Consider the following 19,114-nt stretch of genomic DNA (forward strand, 5'->3'; position numbering starts at 1 on the left):
TACAGGTAGCTTGAGGATTGATGGCTGAGAACGAGGGCATGGCTCCCGAGACGACCGACAACCTTCCCGTCGATCCCGGCGCGGATGCCGAAGCTGCTGCCCCCAGTGCGCCGGCCAATCCCGATATCTCCGTTGCGGAGCTACAGGAATGGCTGCGCAAGTGGGTGGCCGACGCGACAGGTCAGCAGCTCGAGCAGATCACCGTCGACCGTCCGATGGAGGAGTTCGGTCTGGCTTCGCGCGATGCGATGGCGCTCGGCGGCGATATCGAGGATCTCACCGGCGTCATCTTGAACCCGACGGTGGTCTATCAGCATCCGACGATCGCCTCGCTGGCCGACGTCATCATCAACGGTGAGCCGGAGTTGCCTGCGGAGGCGGCCGACGAGCTTTCCTACACCGCCGGATACGCCCCGGGGGAGGCGCACGACATTGCGATCGTCGGCCTGTCCACCCGGCTGCCCGGCGCCGGTGACACCCCGGAGTCGACCTGGGAATTCCTGATGAACCGCGGCGACGCGATCCGGGAGCTGCCCGAGGGCCGCTGGTCGGAGTTCCTCAGTGAGCCCTCGGTCGCGCAGGCGGTCGCCGAGGCCAACACCCTGGGCGGCTACCTGGACCAGGACGTGGTCAAGGGCTTCGATGCCGAGTTCTTCGCGATGTCGCCGATCGAGGTCGAGCGCGTCGATCCGCAGCAGCGGCTGATGATGGAACTCACCTGGGAGGCGCTCGAGCACGCCCGGATTCCGGCCAGCGACCTCAAGGGCGCGCCGGTCGGCCTGTTCATCGGCTCCTCCACCAGCGATTTCCAGATGATCGCCGCGCTCGGGCTCAGCGACCCCGACCCGAACTTGCCCGCTTCCGCCGAGGCGTACGCGATCATGGGCAGCTCCAACGGCATCATCGCCAACCGCGTCTCCTACTTCTACGACTTCCGCGGCCCGTCGGTCACCGTGGACACCGCATGCTCGTCCACGCTGGTCGCGATGCACCAGGCAGTGCGCGCGCTGCGCGACGGTGACGCCGACCTGGCGCTGGCCGGTGGTGTGAACATGCTGCTGATGCCGATGACGACGCTCGGCTTCGCGCCCGGCATCGCCAAGGACGGCCACATCAAGGCCTTCTCCTCCGACGCCGACGGCATGGTCCGTTCCGAAGGTGCCGGTCTGGTCGTGCTCAAGCGGCTCGCTGACGCCGAACGCGACGGCGACCACATCTACGCCGTGGTCAAGGGCTCGGCGGTCAACAACGACGGTCGCTCCAACGGCCTGCTCGCACCGAACCCGGACGCCCAGGCCGATGTGCTGCGTCGCGCCTACCGCGACGCGGGCATCAAGCCCTCCACCGTCGACTACATCGAAGCGCACGGCACCGGCACTCCGATCGGTGATCCGATCGAGGCCGACGCGCTCGGCCGGGTGGTCGGGCGTGGCCGCGACGCCGACAAGCCCGCGCTGCTCGGTTCGGTCAAGACCAACTTCGGTCACCTCGAGTCCGGTGCGGGCGTGCCGAGCCTGGCCAAGGTGGTCATGGCGTTCCAGCACAATGTGATTCCGCCGAACATCGGCTACGCGGGCCCGAGCCCGTTCATCCCGTTCGAGCAGGCGCGGCTGAAGATCGTCGACGAGCCGACCGAGTTCCCGCGCTACAGCGGCACCGCGACCGTCGGTATCTCCGGCTTCGGCTTCGGTGGCACCAACGCGCATGTGGTGTTGCAGGAGTACGTGTCCAAGGCTGCTGTGGCAGTGGAGGTTACGGGCGACGCGGATGCCGACGTCGAGACGACCGATGTGGTGGCCGAGGCCGAGGGCATCGTCGCCGAATCCGAATCCGAAGCCGTCGAGCGCGAGACTCCGGCGGCGGTGGCGGAAACCGTTGCCGTAGAAGCCGAATGGTCCGCCGAGCGCGAAGAGCCGCTGCCGGTGATTCTGCCGGTCTCGGGGTACCTGCCCTCACGTCGTCGTCGTGCCGCCGCCGAACTGGCCGACTGGCTGGAGACCGAACAGGGTCGCAATACTCCGCTCACGGACGTCGCGCGGTCGCTGGCCAAGCGCAGTCACTGGCGTTCGCGCGGTGTGGTGCTTGCCAAGGACCATGCGGAGGCCGTCGCTGGTCTGCGCGCCATCGCGGCGGGTAAGCCGGGCACCGGTGTGTTCACCGCCGACGCCCCTGCCATCAAGCCCCCGATGTGGGTGTTCGCCGGCTTCGGCGCCCAGCACCGCAAGATGGGTAAGCAGCTCTACCAAGAGAATTCGATCTTCCGTCGCACCGTCGACGAGGTCGATGAGCTGGTGCAGGACGAGGCCGGGTACTCGATCCGCGAGATGATTCTCGACGATGCCCAGGACTACAACGTCGGCACCTCGCAGGTCGGCATCTTCACCATCCAAATCGGCCTGGCCGCGCTGCTGCGTGCGCACGGCGCCGAGCCCGCCGCGGTCGTCGGCCACTCCATGGGTGAGGTCGCCGGTGCCTACATTTCCGGCGGTCTGACGCTGGAAGACGCCGTGCGCGTGATCTGCGCCCGCTCCCGCCTGATGGGCGAGGGCGAGCAGATGATCACCGATGACGATGTGCGCAATATGGCGCTGGTCGAACTCAGTGCCGACGATGTCGCGGAGCTGCTCACCGAATTCCCCGACGTCGAGGTGGCGGTGTACGCCGCGCCGACCAACACGGTGATCGGCGGCCCGCAGGCGCAGGTCGCCCAGATCGTCGCGCGGGTCGAGGAGTCCGGCAAGTTCGCCCGCGTGCTGCAGACTCGCGGTGCGGGCCACACCTCGCAGATGGACCCGCTGCTGGGCGAGCTGGCCGCCGAGCTGGCCGGTATCGAGCCGACGAAGATGACGGTCGGGCTGTACTCCACCGTCGACAAGGAGCAGTTCTACCGCGCCGGCCACGATCCGGTGCACAACGAGGACTACTGGGTCAAGAACATGCGCCACAGCGTGTACTTCACCAATGCGGTGAAGCTCGCGGTGGACTCCGGCCACACCACCTTCCTGGAGCTGGCGCCGAACTCGGTGGCGCTGATGCAGGTGCTCGGTACGACCTTCGCCGCGGGACTGCATGACGCGCAGCTGATTCCGACGCTCAAGCGCAAGGAAGACGAATCGGCCGGTGTGATCTCGGCGCTGGCTCAGTTGTATGTGCACGGCCACGCCGTCGATCTGCCGTCGCTGCTGCCCGCGGGCGCGTACGGCGATGTCCCGCGTACCGCGTTCGTGCGTAAGCCGTACTGGCCCAAGGCCACCATGTCCTCCGGTGGTAACAACCGGGCGCCCGGCGCGCACGTCGCGCTGCCCGACGGCAGGCATGTGTGGGAGGTGCAGGCCGGTTCGGTCGGCGACCTCGCCGCGCTGGTGAATTCGGCTGCCGCGCAGGTACTCAGCGATGTGGCGCTCGGTGCGTCGATCGCCCACAGCGCCCCGCCGGCCTCCGGCACGCTGACCACCACGCTGACCCCGCATCCCGGTGGCGCGTCGGTGCAGGTGCACGCCCGTGAGGGCGCCGGTTTCCGGTTGCTGTTCGACGCGGTCGTCACCTCCGGTGCCGCGCTGCCCGAATCCGTTGCCGCCGCGACGGTTGCGGCCGCACCGGCCGAGGCCACGGCGAGCGCCGACGTCGAGGTCGTCGAATCCTTCGGTGATCGCTGGGATCCCAACGGTTCCCAGACCGTCGAGGAACGGCTCGCGGTGATCGTCGCCGAATCGATGGGTTACGCCGTCGAGGACCTCCCGATGGAGATCCCGCTGATGGAGCTCGGCCTCGACTCCCTGATGGCCATGCGCATCAAGAACCGCGTCGAATACGAATTCGACATCCCGCAGCTGCAGATCCAGGCCGTGCGCGACGCCAGCCTGCACGAGGTCGGCAAGGTACTGCGCTACGCCATCGAGCACCGCGACGAGGTCCAGGAGATCGCGCAGCGGCAGGCCGCGGGCGAAGACGTGACCGTCGATGAGGGTTTCGTCGCCGCCGCGCGGGCCGCGCTGGAGGCGGGGGAAGACCCGGGTGCGGTGGTGAAGGCCGCCGCCGGCGACGCTGCGCCGAAGGCCGACGTCGAGAACACCACGGTCGAGGCCGAGGCGGAAAAGATTGTCGCGGAAGCGGAGTCGAAGGCGGCGGCGAAGGCCGAGCCTGTTGCGGCACCCACTCCGGCGCCTGCGGAAGCGGCCGCGATTTTCGGCGGCGGCAAGGCCGAAACCGAAGACGACGTCCCCCCGCGTGACGCCGCCGAGCGCCTGACCTTCGCCTCCTGGGCGGTCGTCACCGGCAAGTCTGCCAAGGGCATCTTCACTACCCTGCCGATCCTCGACGAGGACACCGCCGAAAAGTTGGCCGCCCGCCTGACCGATCGGGTCGGGGCGGAGGTCACCGTCGACGATGTGCTCGATTCCGAGACCATCGAAGACCTCGCCGACGTGGTGCGCAAGCTGCAGGACAGCGGCGCCGATGTGGACGGGTTCATCCGGCCGCTGCGCCCGCGCGCCGAGGGCTCGAATGCCGTGCCGGTGTTCGTGTTCCATCCCTCCGGCGGCAACACGCTGGTGTACGAGCCGCTGATGAAGAAGCTGCCCGAGACCACCCCGGTGTACGGCCTCGAGCGCGTCGACGGCGAAATCGACGAACGCGCCCGCCAGTACGTCCCGGAACTGCGCAAGATCCAGGGTGACGGACCGTACGTGCTCTACGGCTGGTCGCTCGGTGCGGTCCTTGCGATGGCCGTCGCGCAGATTCTGCGGGCCGAGGGCGCGGACGTCCGCGTGGTCGGTCTGATCGACCTCGCGATCCCGACCGAGCCCGAGGACGACAGCCCGCAGGAGCGGGTCCGCCGGATGCAGCGCTACCAGGCCTTCGCGAAGAAGACCTATGGCGTCGAGGGCGAGCTGCCCGACGAGCAGCTGGAAGAACTGGCTCAGGCTTCCGATGAGGATCAGATCAAGATCGTCACCGATCTGGTCAAGATGACCGGCGCGAAGATCCCGGGCGGCGTGCTCGAACATCAGCGCACCTCCTGGGTCGAGAACCGCGCACTACAAAAAGTCCGCCCGACCCACTACGACGGTGATGTGGTGCTCTACCTCGCCGACCGCTACCACGACGGCATGCTCGAGCTGGAGCCGCGCTACGCCGACCGGCTGCCCAACGGCGGCTGGGACGAGTACGTGCCCAACCTCGAGGTCATCCACATCCCCGGCGACCATTTGCAGATCGTCGACGAACCACGCATCGGCAAAATCGGAGCGGACCTCTCCGCGAAGCTCGCGGAAATCGAGGCGAAAGGGGCCAAGTGAGCACTACTGCCGAGAAACTCGCGGACCTGCGTAAACGCCTCGAGCTGGCGCAGGAACCCGCGGGTGAAGCGGGGGTGGCCAAGCGGGCGAAGAAGGGGATTCCCAGCGCCCGCGACCGGATCAACATGTTGCTCGATCCAGGCACCTTCGTGGAAGTCGGTGCTTTGGTGCGCAAACCCGGTGATCCCGATGCCCTCTACGGCGACGGTGTCGTCACCGGGCACGGCCTGGTCGACGGACGGCCGATCGCGGTGTTCTCCCACGATCAGACCGTCTACGGCGGTTCGGTCGGTGAGATGTTCGGTCGCAAGGTCGCCGGGATCATGGAGTACGCCCTGAAGGTCGGCTGCCCGGTCGTCGGTATCAACGACTCCGGTGGTGCGCGCGTGCAGGAGGCGGTGACCTCGCTGGCCTGGTACGCCGAACTCGGCCGTCGCCAGGAACCGCTGTCGGGCCTGGTGCCGCAGATCTCGATGATCCTCGGCAAATGCGCGGGCGGCGCCGTCTACGCCCCGATCAACACCGACGTCGTGGTGGCGACCGAAGAGGCGTACATGTTCGTCACCGGCCCCAAGGTGATCCGCGAGGTCACCGGCGAGGACGTCAGCCTCGAGGAACTCGGCGGCGCCAACAGCCAGGCCCAGTACGGCAATATCCACCACGTCGCCGAGGACGAGAAGGCCGCCTTCGCGTGGGTGCGTGACTACCTCGGATTTCTACCGACCTCCTGCCAGGAGCCGCCGCCGATCGTGAATCCCGGTCTGGAGCCGGAACTCACCGATTCCGATCGTGAGCTGAACGGGATCGTGCCGGACTCGGACAACTCCGGCTACGACATGCAGGAAATCCTGATCCGCATCTTCGACGACGGAGATTTCCACGAGATCGGCGCGACGGCCGGGCGCAACATCATCACCGGCTTCGCCAGGGTCGACGGCCGCAGCGTCGGCGTGGTGGCCAACCAGCCGATGTTCTACGCAGGCGCATTGGACGCGCGAGCCTCGGACAAGGCGGCGCATTTCGTGCGGATGTGCGACGCCTTCGAGATCCCACTGGTCTTCGTGGTGGATACGCCAGGCTTCCTGCCCGGTGTGGAGCAGGAGAAGATCGGCGTCATCAAACGCGGCGGCCGGTTCCTGTTCTCGTTCGTCGAGGCGACCGTGCCGAAGGTGACAGTGGTGATCCGCAAGTCCTACGGCGGCGGATACGCGGTCATGGGCTCCAAGCAGCTCGGCGCCGACGTCAACCTGGCCTGGCCGACGGCGCGGATCGCGGTGATGGGCGCGGAGAGCGCGGTGAGCCTGATCGGTGGCAAGCAGATCGCGGCCGCGCCGGAGGATCAGCGTCCGGCGATCCGCCAGCAGATGATCGACTTCTACAACGCCACCGTCGCCACGCCATGGGTGGCGGCCGAACGCGGTTACATCGACGCCGTCATCGAACCGTCGGCGACGCGTCTGGAACTGCGCAAGGCGCTGCACCTGCTGCGGGACAAGACCATCTTGAAGAACCCGCGCAAGCATCACCTGCTGCCGCTGTAAGTAAAGGGCCGTAGACAGCGATCGGGCCGCATCCGGTAGGGATGCGGCCCGCGTCGCGTTTGTCGTCGGGTCAGTGTCCGATCAGGCGACCTTCGCGGATTCGATCACGACGGCCTCGGCCGGGACGTCCTGGTGGACGCCGTGCGAGGAGGTGGACACGGCGGCGATCTTGTCGACCACCTCGGTGCCCTCGGTGACGGTAGCGAAGACCGCGTAGCCCCAGCCCTGGCCGGCCGGCTGGGTGTGGTTGAGGAAATCGTTGTCGGCCACGTTGACGAAGAACTGCGCGGTCGCCGAATGCGGGTCGTTGGTGCGCGCCATGGCGACGGTGTAGCGGTCGTTTTTGAGGCCGTTGCCCGCCTCGTTCTGGATCGGGGACTTGGTCGGCTTCTGCTTCATATCGCCGTCGAAGCCGCCGCCCTGGATCATGAAGCCGGGGATGACGCGGTGGAAGATGGTGCCGTCGTAGTGCCCGGCGTTCACGTACTCCAGGAAGTTCTTCACCGTGTTCGGCGCCTTGGCGTCGTCCAGCTCCAGCCCGATGGTTCCGTAGTTCGTCTCGAGATTCACCTTTGTCATACCCATAGCTTTCCATTGCCCCCACCGGTCGACGGTAATTCGGGTGTCGTTTCGCCCGAATCCGCGTTCTGCTAATACGTAGCTGCCGCGAGGCAATGTCCTACTGGACACGCCATGTCGAACGCCGCGCTCTAGACTTCCCAACCGTGTCAGATGCAGTCGCTGTTTTGCCGGAGACGCCGCCCGCACCGCAGGTCGCTCCGCGCGATTTCCGGACCGCGCGGCTCATCGCGCTGGTCGCAGGCGTGCTCGGTGCCCTGTTCGCGCTGGCCACGCCATTTCTACCGGTAACGCAGACGACGGCGACGTTGAGCTGGCCGCAGCAGGGTTCGCTCGGCAATGTGCAGGCGCCGCTGATGTCGCAGGTGCCGATCGAGCTGAGCGCGACCATTCCGTGTTCGGCGATCGAGCAGTTGCCGCCGCAGGGCGGAATGCTGTTGGCCACCGCGCCGCCGCAGGGTGATCAGGCGGCGCTCGAGGCGCTGTTCGTCCGTGTCTCGGATACCTCGGTGGATGTGGTCGACCGCAATGCGGTGGTCGCCTCGGCGCAGCGCTCCGAACTCGCGGGCTGCACCGATATCACCATCACCTCCGATATCGATCGGACGCACGCGGTCTTCAACGGGCTGACCACCGAGGCCGGGCAGCCGGTCGAGGGCCAGCTGCTCGGCGATCTGCGGCCCCAGGTGGTCGGTGTGTTCTCCGACCTGGAGGGCGCAGTGCCCGCGGGCCTGGCGTTCGACATGGAGATCGATACGCGCTACAGCTCCACGCCGACCCTCATCAAGATGGTCGCGATGATCGCCGCCGTGCTGTGCACGCTGATCGCGCTGGCTGCGCTGGCGCGGCTGGACACCAGCGACGGCCGCGGTCACCGCCGGTTCCTGCCTTCGCACTGGTTCAAGCCGACCTGGGCCGACGGTGCCGTCATCGGGACGCTGCTGGTGTGGCATTTCGTCGGCGCCAACACCTCCGACGACGGCTACATCCTGAGCATGGTCCGGGTCGCGCCGGACGCAGGCTATATGGCCAACTACTTCCGCTGGTACGGCGTGCCGGAGGCGCCGTTCGGCTGGTACTACTACGTCATCCAGCTCTTCGCCGAGGTTTCCACGGCCAGCCCGTGGGTGCGTCTGCCGGCGCTGGCGTGCGCGATCCTGTGCTGGATGGTGATCAGCCGCGAGGTGGTGCCGCGCCTCGGTCGCGGCGTGCGCACCAACCGGGTGGCGCTGTGGACCGGTGGTCTGGTGTTCCTGGCGTTCTGGCTGCCGTTCGACAACGGGCTGCGTTCGGAGCCGATCGTCGCGCTCGGCGCGCTGCTGACCTGGGTCTCGATCGAGCGAGCCATCGCGACGGGCAGGCTGCTGCCCGCAGGTGTCGCTGTGCTGGTGGCCGCGTTCACGTTGGCCGCCGCCCCGACGGGCCTGATGTGTATCGCGGCACTGCTGGCCGGTATCCGTCCGCTGGTGAAGATCGTGGTGCGTAAGCGACGCGAACACGGGACGCTGCCGTTGCTCGCACCGATCGCGGCAGCCGGTCTACTCGTCTTGACAGTCGTCTACAGCGATCAGACCTTCGCCGGTATCCAGGAAGCCAACCGCGTGCGTCAGCTGACCGGCCCGAACCTGGCCTGGTACGAGGACTACCTGCGCTACTACTACCTGTTCGTGGAGACCGTCGACGGTTCGGTCTCGCGCCGGTTCGCGTTCCTGGCGATGCTGCTGTGCCTGTTCACCACCATGCTTGTGCTGCTGCGCAGGCGCCAGGTGCCCGGTATCGCCAGCGCCCCGACCTGGCGGTTGATGGGCGTGGTCTTCGGAACCATCTTCTTCATGATGTTCAACCCGACCAAGTGGACCCACCACTTCGGCGCCTACGCCGGTATCGCCGGTTCGCTGGCGGCGGTGACGGCGGTCGCGGTGTCGGCCAGTGCCTTGCGGGCACGGAAGAACCGGGCGATCTTCCTGGCCGGGCTGCTGTTCGTGCTCGCCGTGGCATTCTCCGGGATCAACGGCTACTGGTACGTGTCCAGCTTCGGTGTGCCGTGGTTCGACAAGCGGGTCTCGGTTGGCGGTATCCAGTCCAATACGGTGATCCTCATCCTGTTCGGGGCGGCGTTGGCACTGGTGGCGTGGCATGCGCTGCGTGAGGGTTACGCCAAACCGCCGAGTTCACCGCGATCGGCGCGCGGCAGGCGGATCCGAAAGTTCGCCGCCATCCCGTTGACGCTGGTCGCCGCCGCGATGGTGCTGTTCGAGGTGGTGTCGCTGGTCAAGGGCGCGTATTCGCAATACCCCGGCTACTCGCTGGCGCGCTCGAACATCGACGCGCTCTCCGGCGACAGCTGCGGCCTCGCCAATGACGTGCTGGTCGAGGCGGATCCGAACGGTGGACGGCTCGACCCGATCATCGATCCGGTCACCCCGCCGACCAACCCGAACGATCCGCTGGCCGGCGTCGATCCGGTGGGCTTCGACCCCAACGGTGTGCCCGACGATCTGTCCGCCGACGCCGTCGAGGTGAAGCCGGGTACCGGCAACACCTCCACCCAGTCGGTCGGCGCCGCGTTCGCCGAAGGCCAGAGCGCGGGCACCGGCGGCGGCCAGGGCGCGCAGGGCGTGAACGGCAGCACCGTGGCGTTGCCGTTCGGGCTCGACCCCGCGGCCACCCCGATCCTCGGCAGCTACCAGCACGGCGTGCAGCAGCCTGCTTTCGTGACCTCGAGCTGGTACGGGCTGCCCGAGCGTGCCGAGGACAAGCCGCTGATCGTCATCTCCGCGGCCGGCCGCATCGTGTCCTACGACGACACCGGCGCCATGCAGTACGGCCAGTCGCTGACCGTCGACTACGGCAAGCGTCAGCCCGACGGCAGCGTCACCCCGCTCGGCACCTACCTGCCCCGCGATATCGGCCCGTTCCCGTCCTGGCGCAACCTGCGGGTGCCGCTGGACGAGATCGCGCCCGAGGCCGACGCGGTGCGCATCGTCGCCAACGACCCCATCCTCATCGGTGACCAGTGGCTGGCGTTCACCCCGCCGCGGGTGCCGACGCTGGAGTCGGTCAACAGCTTCATCGGTTCCGAGCAGCCGGTCCTGCTGGACTGGGCCGTCGGCCTGCAGTTCCCCTGCCAGCGCCCCTTCTCCCACCACAACGGTGTCGCCGAGGTCCCGCGCTACCGCATCCTGCCCGACCGCCCGCTGGCCATCAGCTCCACCAACACCTGGCAGGCCGAAGAGTTCGGCGGCCCGCTCGGCTTCTCCCAGATGCTGTCCAAGTCGGTCACCATGCCGACTTACCTGAAGGACGACTGGGCCCGCGACTGGGGTTCGTTGGAACGCTACGACCAGTATTACGACGCGACTCCGGCCGAACTGGAAACCGGCACCGCTTCGCGTTCCGGTTTGTGGATGCCGGGACAGCTGCGAGTGTTCTGATCCGGCCCCGAAGCTGACGAAGGGCGGCGCTCGTCGATATGACGAGTGCCGCCCTTTTCGTTGGACGACGGGGTTTGCTGGTTCTACACGTTGGTCATACGCCTACCCAGTTCGCGACGTAACACCTCTTGATCGGGCAGGCGGTTGAGCACCCGTAGCACCGACGGGCGTAGTTCTCGTTGCTCCTCGTCGTTCAGTAATCCGACGAGATCGCGCAGGGGCATATCTTCGAAGGCCGGAGTCATGTGTTCAACTGTACGGTCCGTCGCTGGGTAATTCCTGAGATCGAAACAAGCAGTAGCCCAACGTTTCCCGAGAGGAAACAGGGCGTCGTGGGAGTTACCGCAGGGTATCGGCGCTGCGCCCGTCATCGGACCGGTTCGGCACCGGCGGACGGCGCGCCTTCCCACTCGCGGAGATCTTTGAGATTCCCGTGAGTGGGAAGGGCTGCCGGTTACCTGATCCGGATCGGAGCGTCCTTCTCGAGCCCCGAACGGGTCACTGTGGTGACACCCAGTTCCGCCGGAACAGCACTCGGGTCATACGGAGTGAACTGTTCCAACGAACCCCAGTCCCGCGCCCAGTCGTCGTTCAGATACGTCGGCACAGACTTCGCTTGCAGCAACAGTTCCGTCCACCCGAGTGGACCGCCGCCGATATCGTCCTGCCAGGCGTTGGAAGCGTCGGCGCCGACGCGGTCGGGCAGGATGCGCCAGCGTGGGACTTCGGCTACGCCGAGGTGGTGGTCGAAGGGGCGTTGGCAGGGGAAGGCCAGGCCGACGTGCCAGTCCAGCAGGACCGGGTCGGTGTGGCCGACGACGGAGTCCAGGGTGGCCAGGCGTGGCAGGCGTGGTGGGGTGATGGCCAGCCACTGGCGCTGGGTGATGTCGTTGTCGGAGGCGACCAGGCGCACCGCGTTGACTTCGGCGGGCAGCTGGTCCAGCGGTACCCGCAGGTTTCGCCAGGACGGTGCCGGTCCGATATCGGTCGGGGTCAGCGCACCGAGCACGGTCATGGATCCGTCGGCGGCGCGGGTTCCATACTCCAGCACCAGATCCTGGCCGTAGGTGAGCACGCCGTCGGCGTCCACGGACCGGATGCGCCCGGCCGCGGTGATGGCCAGCACCCGGTAGGCGGGGTCGGCGCGCATGGCGTCGGTCAGGTCGAGGCGGTACCACTGGGTGGTCAGCTTCGCCTGGCTCTGGTCCTCGTCGGTGTAGCTGCCGAGCACCGGGGTGCGGGCCGGGTCGAGGCCGAAGGGCAGTACCACGGTGGAGCCGTTGATACCGGCCTGTGCGGTGGTGCCGCCGCCGGTGCCGGCTCCGGTGGTGTCGCTGGTTTTGTTGTCGTTGTCGGATTCGACGGTATTGGCACCGCCGCCCGCGACCTCCTCGGCGTCGGCGGTGAGGTCGTCGGCTACGCCGTCCGGGGTGAATCCGACCGACTCCACTCCGGTTTCGGTGGTGGTGAGGCCGTCGGCGGGCGCGCCGTCGTACGGAGCCAGCAGCGAATCGGCGGTATTCGTTTCCACGAGTACCGAATCGGCCATTGCGCACGGCTCACCGGCCAGCGACCGCACGTTGGACTCGGCGACCGAGTAGGCCGGGTACTGGGTGACGGCGGCCTTGGCCAGCGAGGCCACTTCGAAGATCACCATCAGCGCGGCGGCGATCGTCAACGGGGCCGAGGCGTAGCGCCCCCATCGTGAGTCGCCGGATCGCCGATAGGGCTGCCGGTAATGCAGCCACAGCGCGACGAGCAGCGCAACCACACTGAGCCCGAGGAACAGCGTCGACACACCCTTGCCCGCCACCAGCGGCGCCTTGTCCCACCACGGGACACCGTAACTGGACACGTACCACCAGCCGTTGGAGCCGGTGAAAGTGATGGCGAGCAGGAACAGCACCGCCGCAGCGAACAATGCCCGGTTACGTGCCGAGCGAATCCCGTTGACGCCCACCGCGACCGCAGCCAGCGCGGCCAGCGATCCGGCGAGACCGGCGTACACGCCGAAGTGATGGGTCCACTTGGTCGGCGTCCACATCATCAGCAGCAGCGAGGCGAACACGATCCCGAGAATGCGCACCGACGGACCGCGTGAGGTGCCGGGAATCCGGCCCTTGCGCAGCACTTGCAGCACACACACGAGCAGGCACAGCAGCATCAGCAGCACACCGAACCGCCGCGACAGCGAACCGTCCGGCGCCAGCATGAGCAGCGAATCCCAGCGGGTGCGTTCGTCGAACCAGGCGACGTTCGGTCCGACGATGGTGCGGACCCGGGTGGCTTCCATGACCGTGGCCAGTGTCTGATCGGCGAAAATGACGACCAGGACCAGGGTTCCGGCGGCAAGGCCGGGTGCGAGAAGCGCGGCGTACCGGAAGATCCCGCTGCCCAGCGAACCACGCGGGCGTTTGGCAGGTTTCGCGTTGTTGTCCCGAACAGCACCGCTATCGGGCTCGCCAGCAGAGCCACTGCCGGCCGCCGTGGGACCCTCGGCGGCGATCTCCGCGCGAGCCTCGCCCTCCGATCGACTATCTCCTTCTGCCGGAGCGTCACCCTTCGACCGAGCGTCGTCTCCCGGCTGAGCTTCGCCGCCGGACCCCCGCGCTTGCGCCCGCGCCTCGGCGAGAATCGACTGCGTCGCCGCCTCACCACGCGCCCGCTTCACAATCACCTGCAACACCGGCCGCGACCCCGCGATCAACGCCGCGATACAGATCAGCCCCGTCGGCCCGGCCGCAAGCGAGAACGCTGCGATGAGAATGCCGATCGCCGCGGGCAGCAGTCGCGATGTGGCGATGGCCCGCTCGATCGAGCACCAGGTGAGCAGCGCGCCCGCCGCGATCAGCGGTTCGGGCCGCAGACCGTTGTCGTAGGGCAGCCAGAAGGCCAGGAACACCAGTCCGGCCGTCCACAACGCCACCTTGTTGCTGCGCACCCGCGCACCGAGCCGTGGCAGCACCTCGCGGCTGATCACCAGCCAGCACACCACTCCGGCCAGCAGTGCGGGCAGCCGCATCCACGGGCTGGCGTCGGAGACCCGGGTCATCCAGGACAGCACCTCGTAGGACCAGCCGAACGGCGCCTCTGGCACCCCGAACCACCGGTAGTAGTTGGCCATGTACCCGGCGTGCTCGGAGGCGCGCGCCATGTTCAGGATGTAGCCGTCGTCGGAGGTGTTGGCGCCGATGACGTGCCAGACCGCGAGGGTTCCGAGCACCGCGCCGTCGGCCAGGGTGAAGCGCCACCAGTGCCCGGGGAGGAAGCGGCGCGCGCGCCGTCCGTCGGCGGTGTCGAGCAGATGCAGTGCGATCAGCGCGACGATGGTGCTCAGTACCGCGATGATCATCGCGGCGAGCTTCAACGCGGTGGGGGAGGAGCTGAACCGCGAATCGATATCGGCGTGCAAGCGGATGCCATCGAGTTGCGCCTGATCCAGCTCGGTGAACACACCGACCATCTGCGGGCGGATATCGCGAGTGACGATGGCGCGGAAGGGCGTTCCATCCGCGCGATTCACCCCGACGATCTCGGCGCTGGTGGCGGCGGCCTCGGAGGTGACGCTGATCGCCGTGCAGTCGCCGATTTCGGCCACCGGCGCCGACAACAGCGGAACGTCACGCAGCAGCACCGACAGCGTGCCGTCACGCACCGCCACGATCAGCCCCTTGGCCGAGGCTTGATCGGAGTCCATCGGGATGGTCGAGACCAGCGTGCCCGTCGCGTCCCGCAGCACCGGGCACGGCACGGTGAGTTCGAGTCGCAGTGGCTCGTAAGTCACCAGCGGCGCTTCGACACTCGCCTGCCCAGCCTGCGGCCAGTCGAGGACCGCCTGGTCCTGACGCACCGGCAACAGCGGGGTCAGCAACGCCAGCACGAATCCGAGGAATCCGGAGACGAGGGCGATCAGGCGGAGACGGTTGAACGCTCTGGGAGATCGGTCCGGTCGCACGGGTCTCGACTCTAATGGGCGCTGTCGGACGGAGTCCGCCCCCAGCCCGCGCATGGCCGCAGCGAATGCGGAGGTACGCCTAACCGCGAGTGATAGTGGTTACCGCAACGCCCGCACGTCCCAGACCCACACGTCCTGCACCCGGGTCGGCTCGACGCCGAGCAGCGAGGCCATGGTCTGGCGCAGGGTGTCGTCATGGTGGGTCTGCGGAAGCACCACCACGTCGGCCCGCCAGAACCGCAGATCCGCCAGCGCCGATGCGCGATCGTCGGCGTCGATGACCGGCACCTTGCCGGTGTCCTGGGCTTTCACCAGCAGTGACGCGGTGGCCCGTGCGGCAGGCCCGTAGATGGCCTTCTTGTCCGCGCCGGTGGGGCCGACGAAGTAGCCGCCCGCGAGCGGGAAGGAGAAGCCGGCGTCGGCTTGCCAGCGCAGGGCCTTCGCATCGGGCGGACGCGGCGGGGGCACGACGACCACGGAACCGTCATCGACATACCGGTCGACAGTGCCGTCGGCGAAGAACTGCGGCGTGACGGTCCGCTCGGCCACCGGAAGGATCGTCGGCACCAGCGGCAGCAGTGCGAAGGTCAGGGCAGCGAACCAGGCCAGCGGTTTGGGATCGACCGCCGACTCCTTCCACAACGCGATCGCGCGTTCGGTGGCCAGTGCGAGAATCACCGCGATGGCTGGTATCGCGGCCATGGTCAGCCGGGTTTCCAGCATCGAGTTGACCAGCGGCACCGATTCCAGCAGCCGCCACGGCAGCATGACCCCGGTGCCTTCCTTACCGAACATGGCTTCCGAGCCCAGCGAGAGCACGCCGAACACCGCGATGACGCCCGTCGCGGCCCGCACCATGCGCTCGCGCCACAGCAGTGCGGCGGTGACGACGAGCAGCAACAGCAGCGGCCAGCCGAAGTAGGCGTTCTGCTCGGTCGGGTTGATCGCGACGCTCTGACCGGGTGAGAACATGCCGCCCAGCGATTCCGACGGGAACTGGGTGATGGTCTTCAGGTCGTTGCCCATCTGACCGTGGTCGATGGACCGGTAGCTCTGCGGTCCGAAGAACTGCCACCACAGTGGAATCGCGGCGAGCACAAGGGTGATCACCGCGGCCAGCGCCACCGTCGGGGCGATGCGGCGCAGCATGCGCAGCCCGGTGCGTGGTTCGCGCAGGTAGTAGCCGATCGCGAAGACAGCGAAGGCCAGCGCGAAGATCAGCAGCGGCTCTTCGCCGAGCGCGATCTGCATGGCCACCAGCAGCCCGAGGATCACGGCGTCGCGCACTCGCCGTCGTGGGCGCGGAGTTTCGGCGTCGCCTGCGCGGCGCGCCATCCGGATCAGCTGCCCGGCGATCACCGGCAGCAGCACCAGCAGCACGAAGTTCGGGTGGGCGTTGGCGTGCGAGATCATCGCGGGCGCGAAACCGCAGAACAGGCCACCGATGGCGGCGGCGGCCCGCGAGCTCACCAGTTCACGAGACAACAGCCGGTACCAGGCGAATGCGGTACCGCCGAGCCCGAGGGTGAGGACAAGCACGAAGGTGACGGTCGGGCCGAACAGCAGGGTGACCGGCGTCAGCGGGACGCCGACCCCGAACATGGCCGTGTTGGCCATCATGTTCACCCCGGCCGGGAAGTTCTGCAGATGCGTGCCGAGCGGGTTCTGCAGATTGGCCACCGAATGGGCGGTGACCGAGAAGAACCACTCCCACATGGTCTGGTCCTGACCGCTCTTGATCAGGTAGGAGCCACTGGTGTCACGCCATTGCCCGGACAGAATGGTGGCGGCGAGCACCAGGTAGCTCGCGCCGATCAGCAGGTCGGCGCGCGGTATCCGTAGTCGCGGACGGGTTCGTTCGGGTGTGTGTTCTGGGCTTGGCCGCAGGGTCGGCGTCGACCCTTTCGTCGCGACGTCCACCGCCGTCGATCCACCCCGCTCGACGTCAGGTTCCCCACTCAAAACGTAAAACCACTCCTCGTACCGGCTAGATCAGCAGCCCACCGTACCCAACCACCCTGAACACGAGCTGACAAGCCAGGGACGGACCGGGCGCCGTCAGTGCGCGACGGTGACCAGCGTGAACGGTCCGATATCGGTGCTGGTGAAGCGCGGATCGTCGAACAGCGTGCTGGGGAAGGCGACGGTATAGCGGCTCACGTTCGGATCGTTGGGATACACGTCCTTCGCAAGCCTCAGCGTGTAATCCTCGCCGCTGCGCCGGAACAGGAACGCATCCGGCGCGCGCCACGCCGCCGCCGCCATCGCGTCGAGCAGTTCCTGCGGGGTTTCCAGCTCGCTCCACTGTTCGATGGCCGCCGCGCGTTCGGGGAACTCGGCGAGCGGATTGGCGTAATGCGAGGTCAGGCCCTGGAAACCGAAGTACGGGTAGTAGGCGAGAAAGGTGGTGTCGGCGGTGAGCACCACCGTCTCCGAACGGGGACGCCCGGTCTGCGCGGTGAGCGCGGCGTCGATCTCGCGGTAGTAGTGCACCGCCGAGGCGTCGCGCTGGTCGGCGCGGACGCCGTCGCCATCGGTATCGGTGTAGGCGGTGGTGATCTCCGGCGCCAGCACCCGGGGAATGTCCTGGGTGAAGGCCAGCGCACCGACCAGTGCCACCGCGACCACCACGATCCGGAACCGCTCGGGTTCGTTGAACGCCTGGTAGGCAGCCCGCGCACCCTCGACGAAACCGAACGCGCCAGCCGCGGCCAGCAGCACATACAGGATCGGTTCCAACCGGAACGACAGCAGTGTCGTCCCGGCGACCGTCGCCAGCATCGACAGCAGCGACCACAGATACACCGCGACCACGCCGATACCGAGCGCCTGCGCCCGCCGCGACGACCCGGCCCGCAGCACCAGCCAGATCGTGCCGATCAGGCAGAGGCCGCCGATCAGGGAGAACTCCACCATGGGGAACGGCAGTTCGGCGCCGGCTTCGGGCAGGTAGTGGAAGGCCGTGCCGCCGCTGGGCCAGGAACCGCCGAGCAGTTCCAGCAGGAATGGCAGGTACACCGTCAGCGCGATGAGCCCGGCGATCAGGCCGATGACAACGAGTCTGGTCACTGGGGGGATAGCTGCCTGCCACGCGCCGCCGTTCGTATCGTCGGCACTCCGGCGATGCGAGCGACCTTCCGCCCGTCGTGCCCATACCGCGTATCCGGCTGCGACCAGCGCCATCACCGTCACCGCGAACGCCGCGAACGCTAGGTACAGCGTGTAGAAGGTGGCCGCGACGCCGAGGAACACCCCGGTGCCGATCACCGCACCCCAGCCGCCTGCGGTCCCGCGCTGATCGTCGGGCCGATGCAGCGCACCCCACGCAAGCACCAGCACCGGCGGCAACAGAATCGCGATCACCGCGCCATACGCCTCGGGCGAGGCGAAGGTGAGCCCGACCGCGGTGACCGCCGCCGCAACACCGACCGCCCAATCCGCGCGAATCAGCTCCGACCAGAGCGCCAAGGCGATCACCGCCGCCACCGCGATCGAGCCGATCGCGTACGGCTTGAAGACCTCCCAGCCGTCCATCCCGAGCACATTCGCCACGCGGCCGCCGATCCAGAACCATCCGGCGGGATAGAACGGCGGCAGATCCGCGTAGGTCATATCGCGCAGCGCAGCGCTGTCGGTGAGCCTGGTCAGATACTCGGTGCGGAACTCCTGATCGACCGAGACACCGAACAGGTACAGCTTCGTAGCGGCCAACGGCATCCCGAGCGTCACCGTGACGAACGCCGAAAGCCCCGCCCACGACAGCAGTTTCGCCAGCCACAGCTTGGTTCTGCGCCGGTAAAGCGCGATCGAGGCGACCAGCAGGACGGCGGCAACCACCTGCCCGACCGTGGTCAGCGCCCGAGTCACATTGGAGGAGTTGAACGCAGGCCACTGCACCAGCGAAAACGCATAGAGCCCGACGGCCGCGACCACGGCCGCCACCACTGCCGCGAGTACAGCGGTGCCCGCACTCGAGCCGATCCGCCGAATCAACAGAGTGCCACGGCCGGACTCGTTCACCTGCGTACTCACGCGATCACTCCGGCGATACTCGTGCCACCCGGGATCGACTGTCCAGTCGCGGACCAGCCGTGGCAGCGGGCATATCGACCCGCGCCGATCTCGCACCGGACCGCCGAAAACGTCGACGAATCCTCGCGGCGGGCGCGGTGCTGCCCGAATGCTCGCATACTGCCTCCGGATCGATGGCTGTGACTCCGCGGTCGGCGCAACGTTATCGCGGACCGCCGAGCACGGACCGCCGAGCACGCCGGGCGATCCTCGTCAGCGGTGGCCGCCCATGTCCTG

Annotated in this window: 8 protein-coding genes; 3 read left to right on the forward strand and 5 right to left on the reverse strand. The window is 67.6% G+C overall.

Annotated elements, in window-relative coordinates:
• The first annotated feature begins 20 nt into the window (after positions 1 to 20).
• Together pks13 and ACFXNW_RS02335 are read left to right on the forward strand one after the other, a co-directional pair.
• Positions 21 to 5,297 (forward strand): polyketide synthase Pks13, encoded by a 5,277-nt coding sequence (gene pks13, locus ACFXNW_RS02330; protein ID WP_379415287.1) that lies wholly within the window; start codon positions 21 to 23, stop codon positions 5,295 to 5,297.
• Positions 5,294 to 6,838 carry an acyl-CoA carboxylase subunit beta gene (locus tag ACFXNW_RS02335; protein WP_379415289.1) on the forward strand — a complete coding sequence of 515 codons (1,545 nt, stop codon included), beginning with the start codon at positions 5,294 to 5,296 and terminating at the stop codon, positions 6,836 to 6,838. Before pks13 ends, ACFXNW_RS02335 begins: the two co-directional genes overlap by 4 nt.
• 81 nt (positions 6,839 to 6,919) lie before the next feature.
• On the opposite strand, the gene ACFXNW_RS02340 is transcribed toward ACFXNW_RS02335, so the two are convergent.
• Positions 6,920 to 7,417 carry a peptidylprolyl isomerase gene (locus ACFXNW_RS02340; RefSeq protein ID WP_379415290.1) on the reverse strand — a complete coding sequence of 166 codons (498 nt, stop codon included), beginning with the start codon at positions 7,415 to 7,417 and terminating at the stop codon, positions 6,920 to 6,922.
• 95 nt (positions 7,418 to 7,512) lie between these two features.
• On the opposite strand from ACFXNW_RS02340, the gene ACFXNW_RS02345 reads away from it, so the two are divergent.
• Complete coding sequence (locus ACFXNW_RS02345) at positions 7,513 to 10,851, forward strand: arabinosyltransferase domain-containing protein (protein ID WP_379415292.1); 3,339 nt, start codon at positions 7,513 to 7,515, stop codon at positions 10,849 to 10,851.
• Between the two features lie 83 nt (positions 10,852 to 10,934).
• On the opposite strand, the gene ACFXNW_RS02350 is transcribed toward ACFXNW_RS02345, so the two are convergent.
• From ACFXNW_RS02350 to ACFXNW_RS02365, 4 genes are all read right to left on the reverse strand, one after another.
• Complete coding sequence (locus ACFXNW_RS02350; protein WP_379415294.1) at positions 10,935 to 11,096, reverse strand: hypothetical protein; 162 nt, start codon at positions 11,094 to 11,096, stop codon at positions 10,935 to 10,937.
• 209 nt (positions 11,097 to 11,305) lie between these two features.
• Positions 11,306 to 14,860 carry an arabinosyltransferase domain-containing protein gene (locus ACFXNW_RS02355; protein WP_379415295.1) on the reverse strand — a complete coding sequence of 1,185 codons (3,555 nt, stop codon included), beginning with the start codon at positions 14,858 to 14,860 and terminating at the stop codon, positions 11,306 to 11,308.
• Positions 14,861 to 14,905: 45 nt separating this feature from the next.
• On the reverse strand, positions 14,906 to 16,726 hold the full coding sequence (locus ACFXNW_RS02360; protein ID WP_379416255.1) for a glycosyl transferase: 1,821 nt from the start codon (positions 16,724 to 16,726) through the stop codon (positions 14,906 to 14,908).
• A gap of 138 nt (positions 16,727 to 16,864) precedes the next feature.
• Complete coding sequence (locus tag ACFXNW_RS02365; RefSeq protein WP_379415296.1) at positions 16,865 to 18,838, reverse strand: galactan 5-O-arabinofuranosyltransferase; 1,974 nt, start codon at positions 18,836 to 18,838, stop codon at positions 16,865 to 16,867.
• Positions 18,839 to 19,114: the final 276 nt, after the last annotated feature.

It is taken from the genome of Nocardia sp. NPDC059180, assembly GCF_042754945.1.
Lineage (GTDB): Bacteria > Actinomycetota > Actinomycetes > Mycobacteriales > Mycobacteriaceae > Nocardia.

What these genes read in the sequence shown, in the direction of transcription:
- ACFXNW_RS02345 (WP_379415292.1), top strand. Translation starts at nt 7,513, where the DNA reads ATGTCCTACTGGACACGCCATGTCGAACGCCGCGCTCTAGACTTCCCA.
- ACFXNW_RS02355 (WP_379415295.1), bottom strand. Translation starts at nt 14,860, where the DNA reads ATGCGCGGGCTGGGGGCGGACTCCGTCCGACAGCGCCCATTAGAGTCG.
- ACFXNW_RS02350 (WP_379415294.1), bottom strand. Translation starts at nt 11,096, where the DNA reads ATGACTCCGGCCTTCGAAGATATGCCCCTGCGCGATCTCGTCGGATTA.
- pks13 (WP_379415287.1), top strand. Translation starts at nt 21, where the DNA reads ATGGCTGAGAACGAGGGCATGGCTCCCGAGACGACCGACAACCTTCCC.
- ACFXNW_RS02340 (WP_379415290.1), bottom strand. Translation starts at nt 7,417, where the DNA reads ATGACAAAGGTGAATCTCGAGACGAACTACGGAACCATCGGGCTGGAG.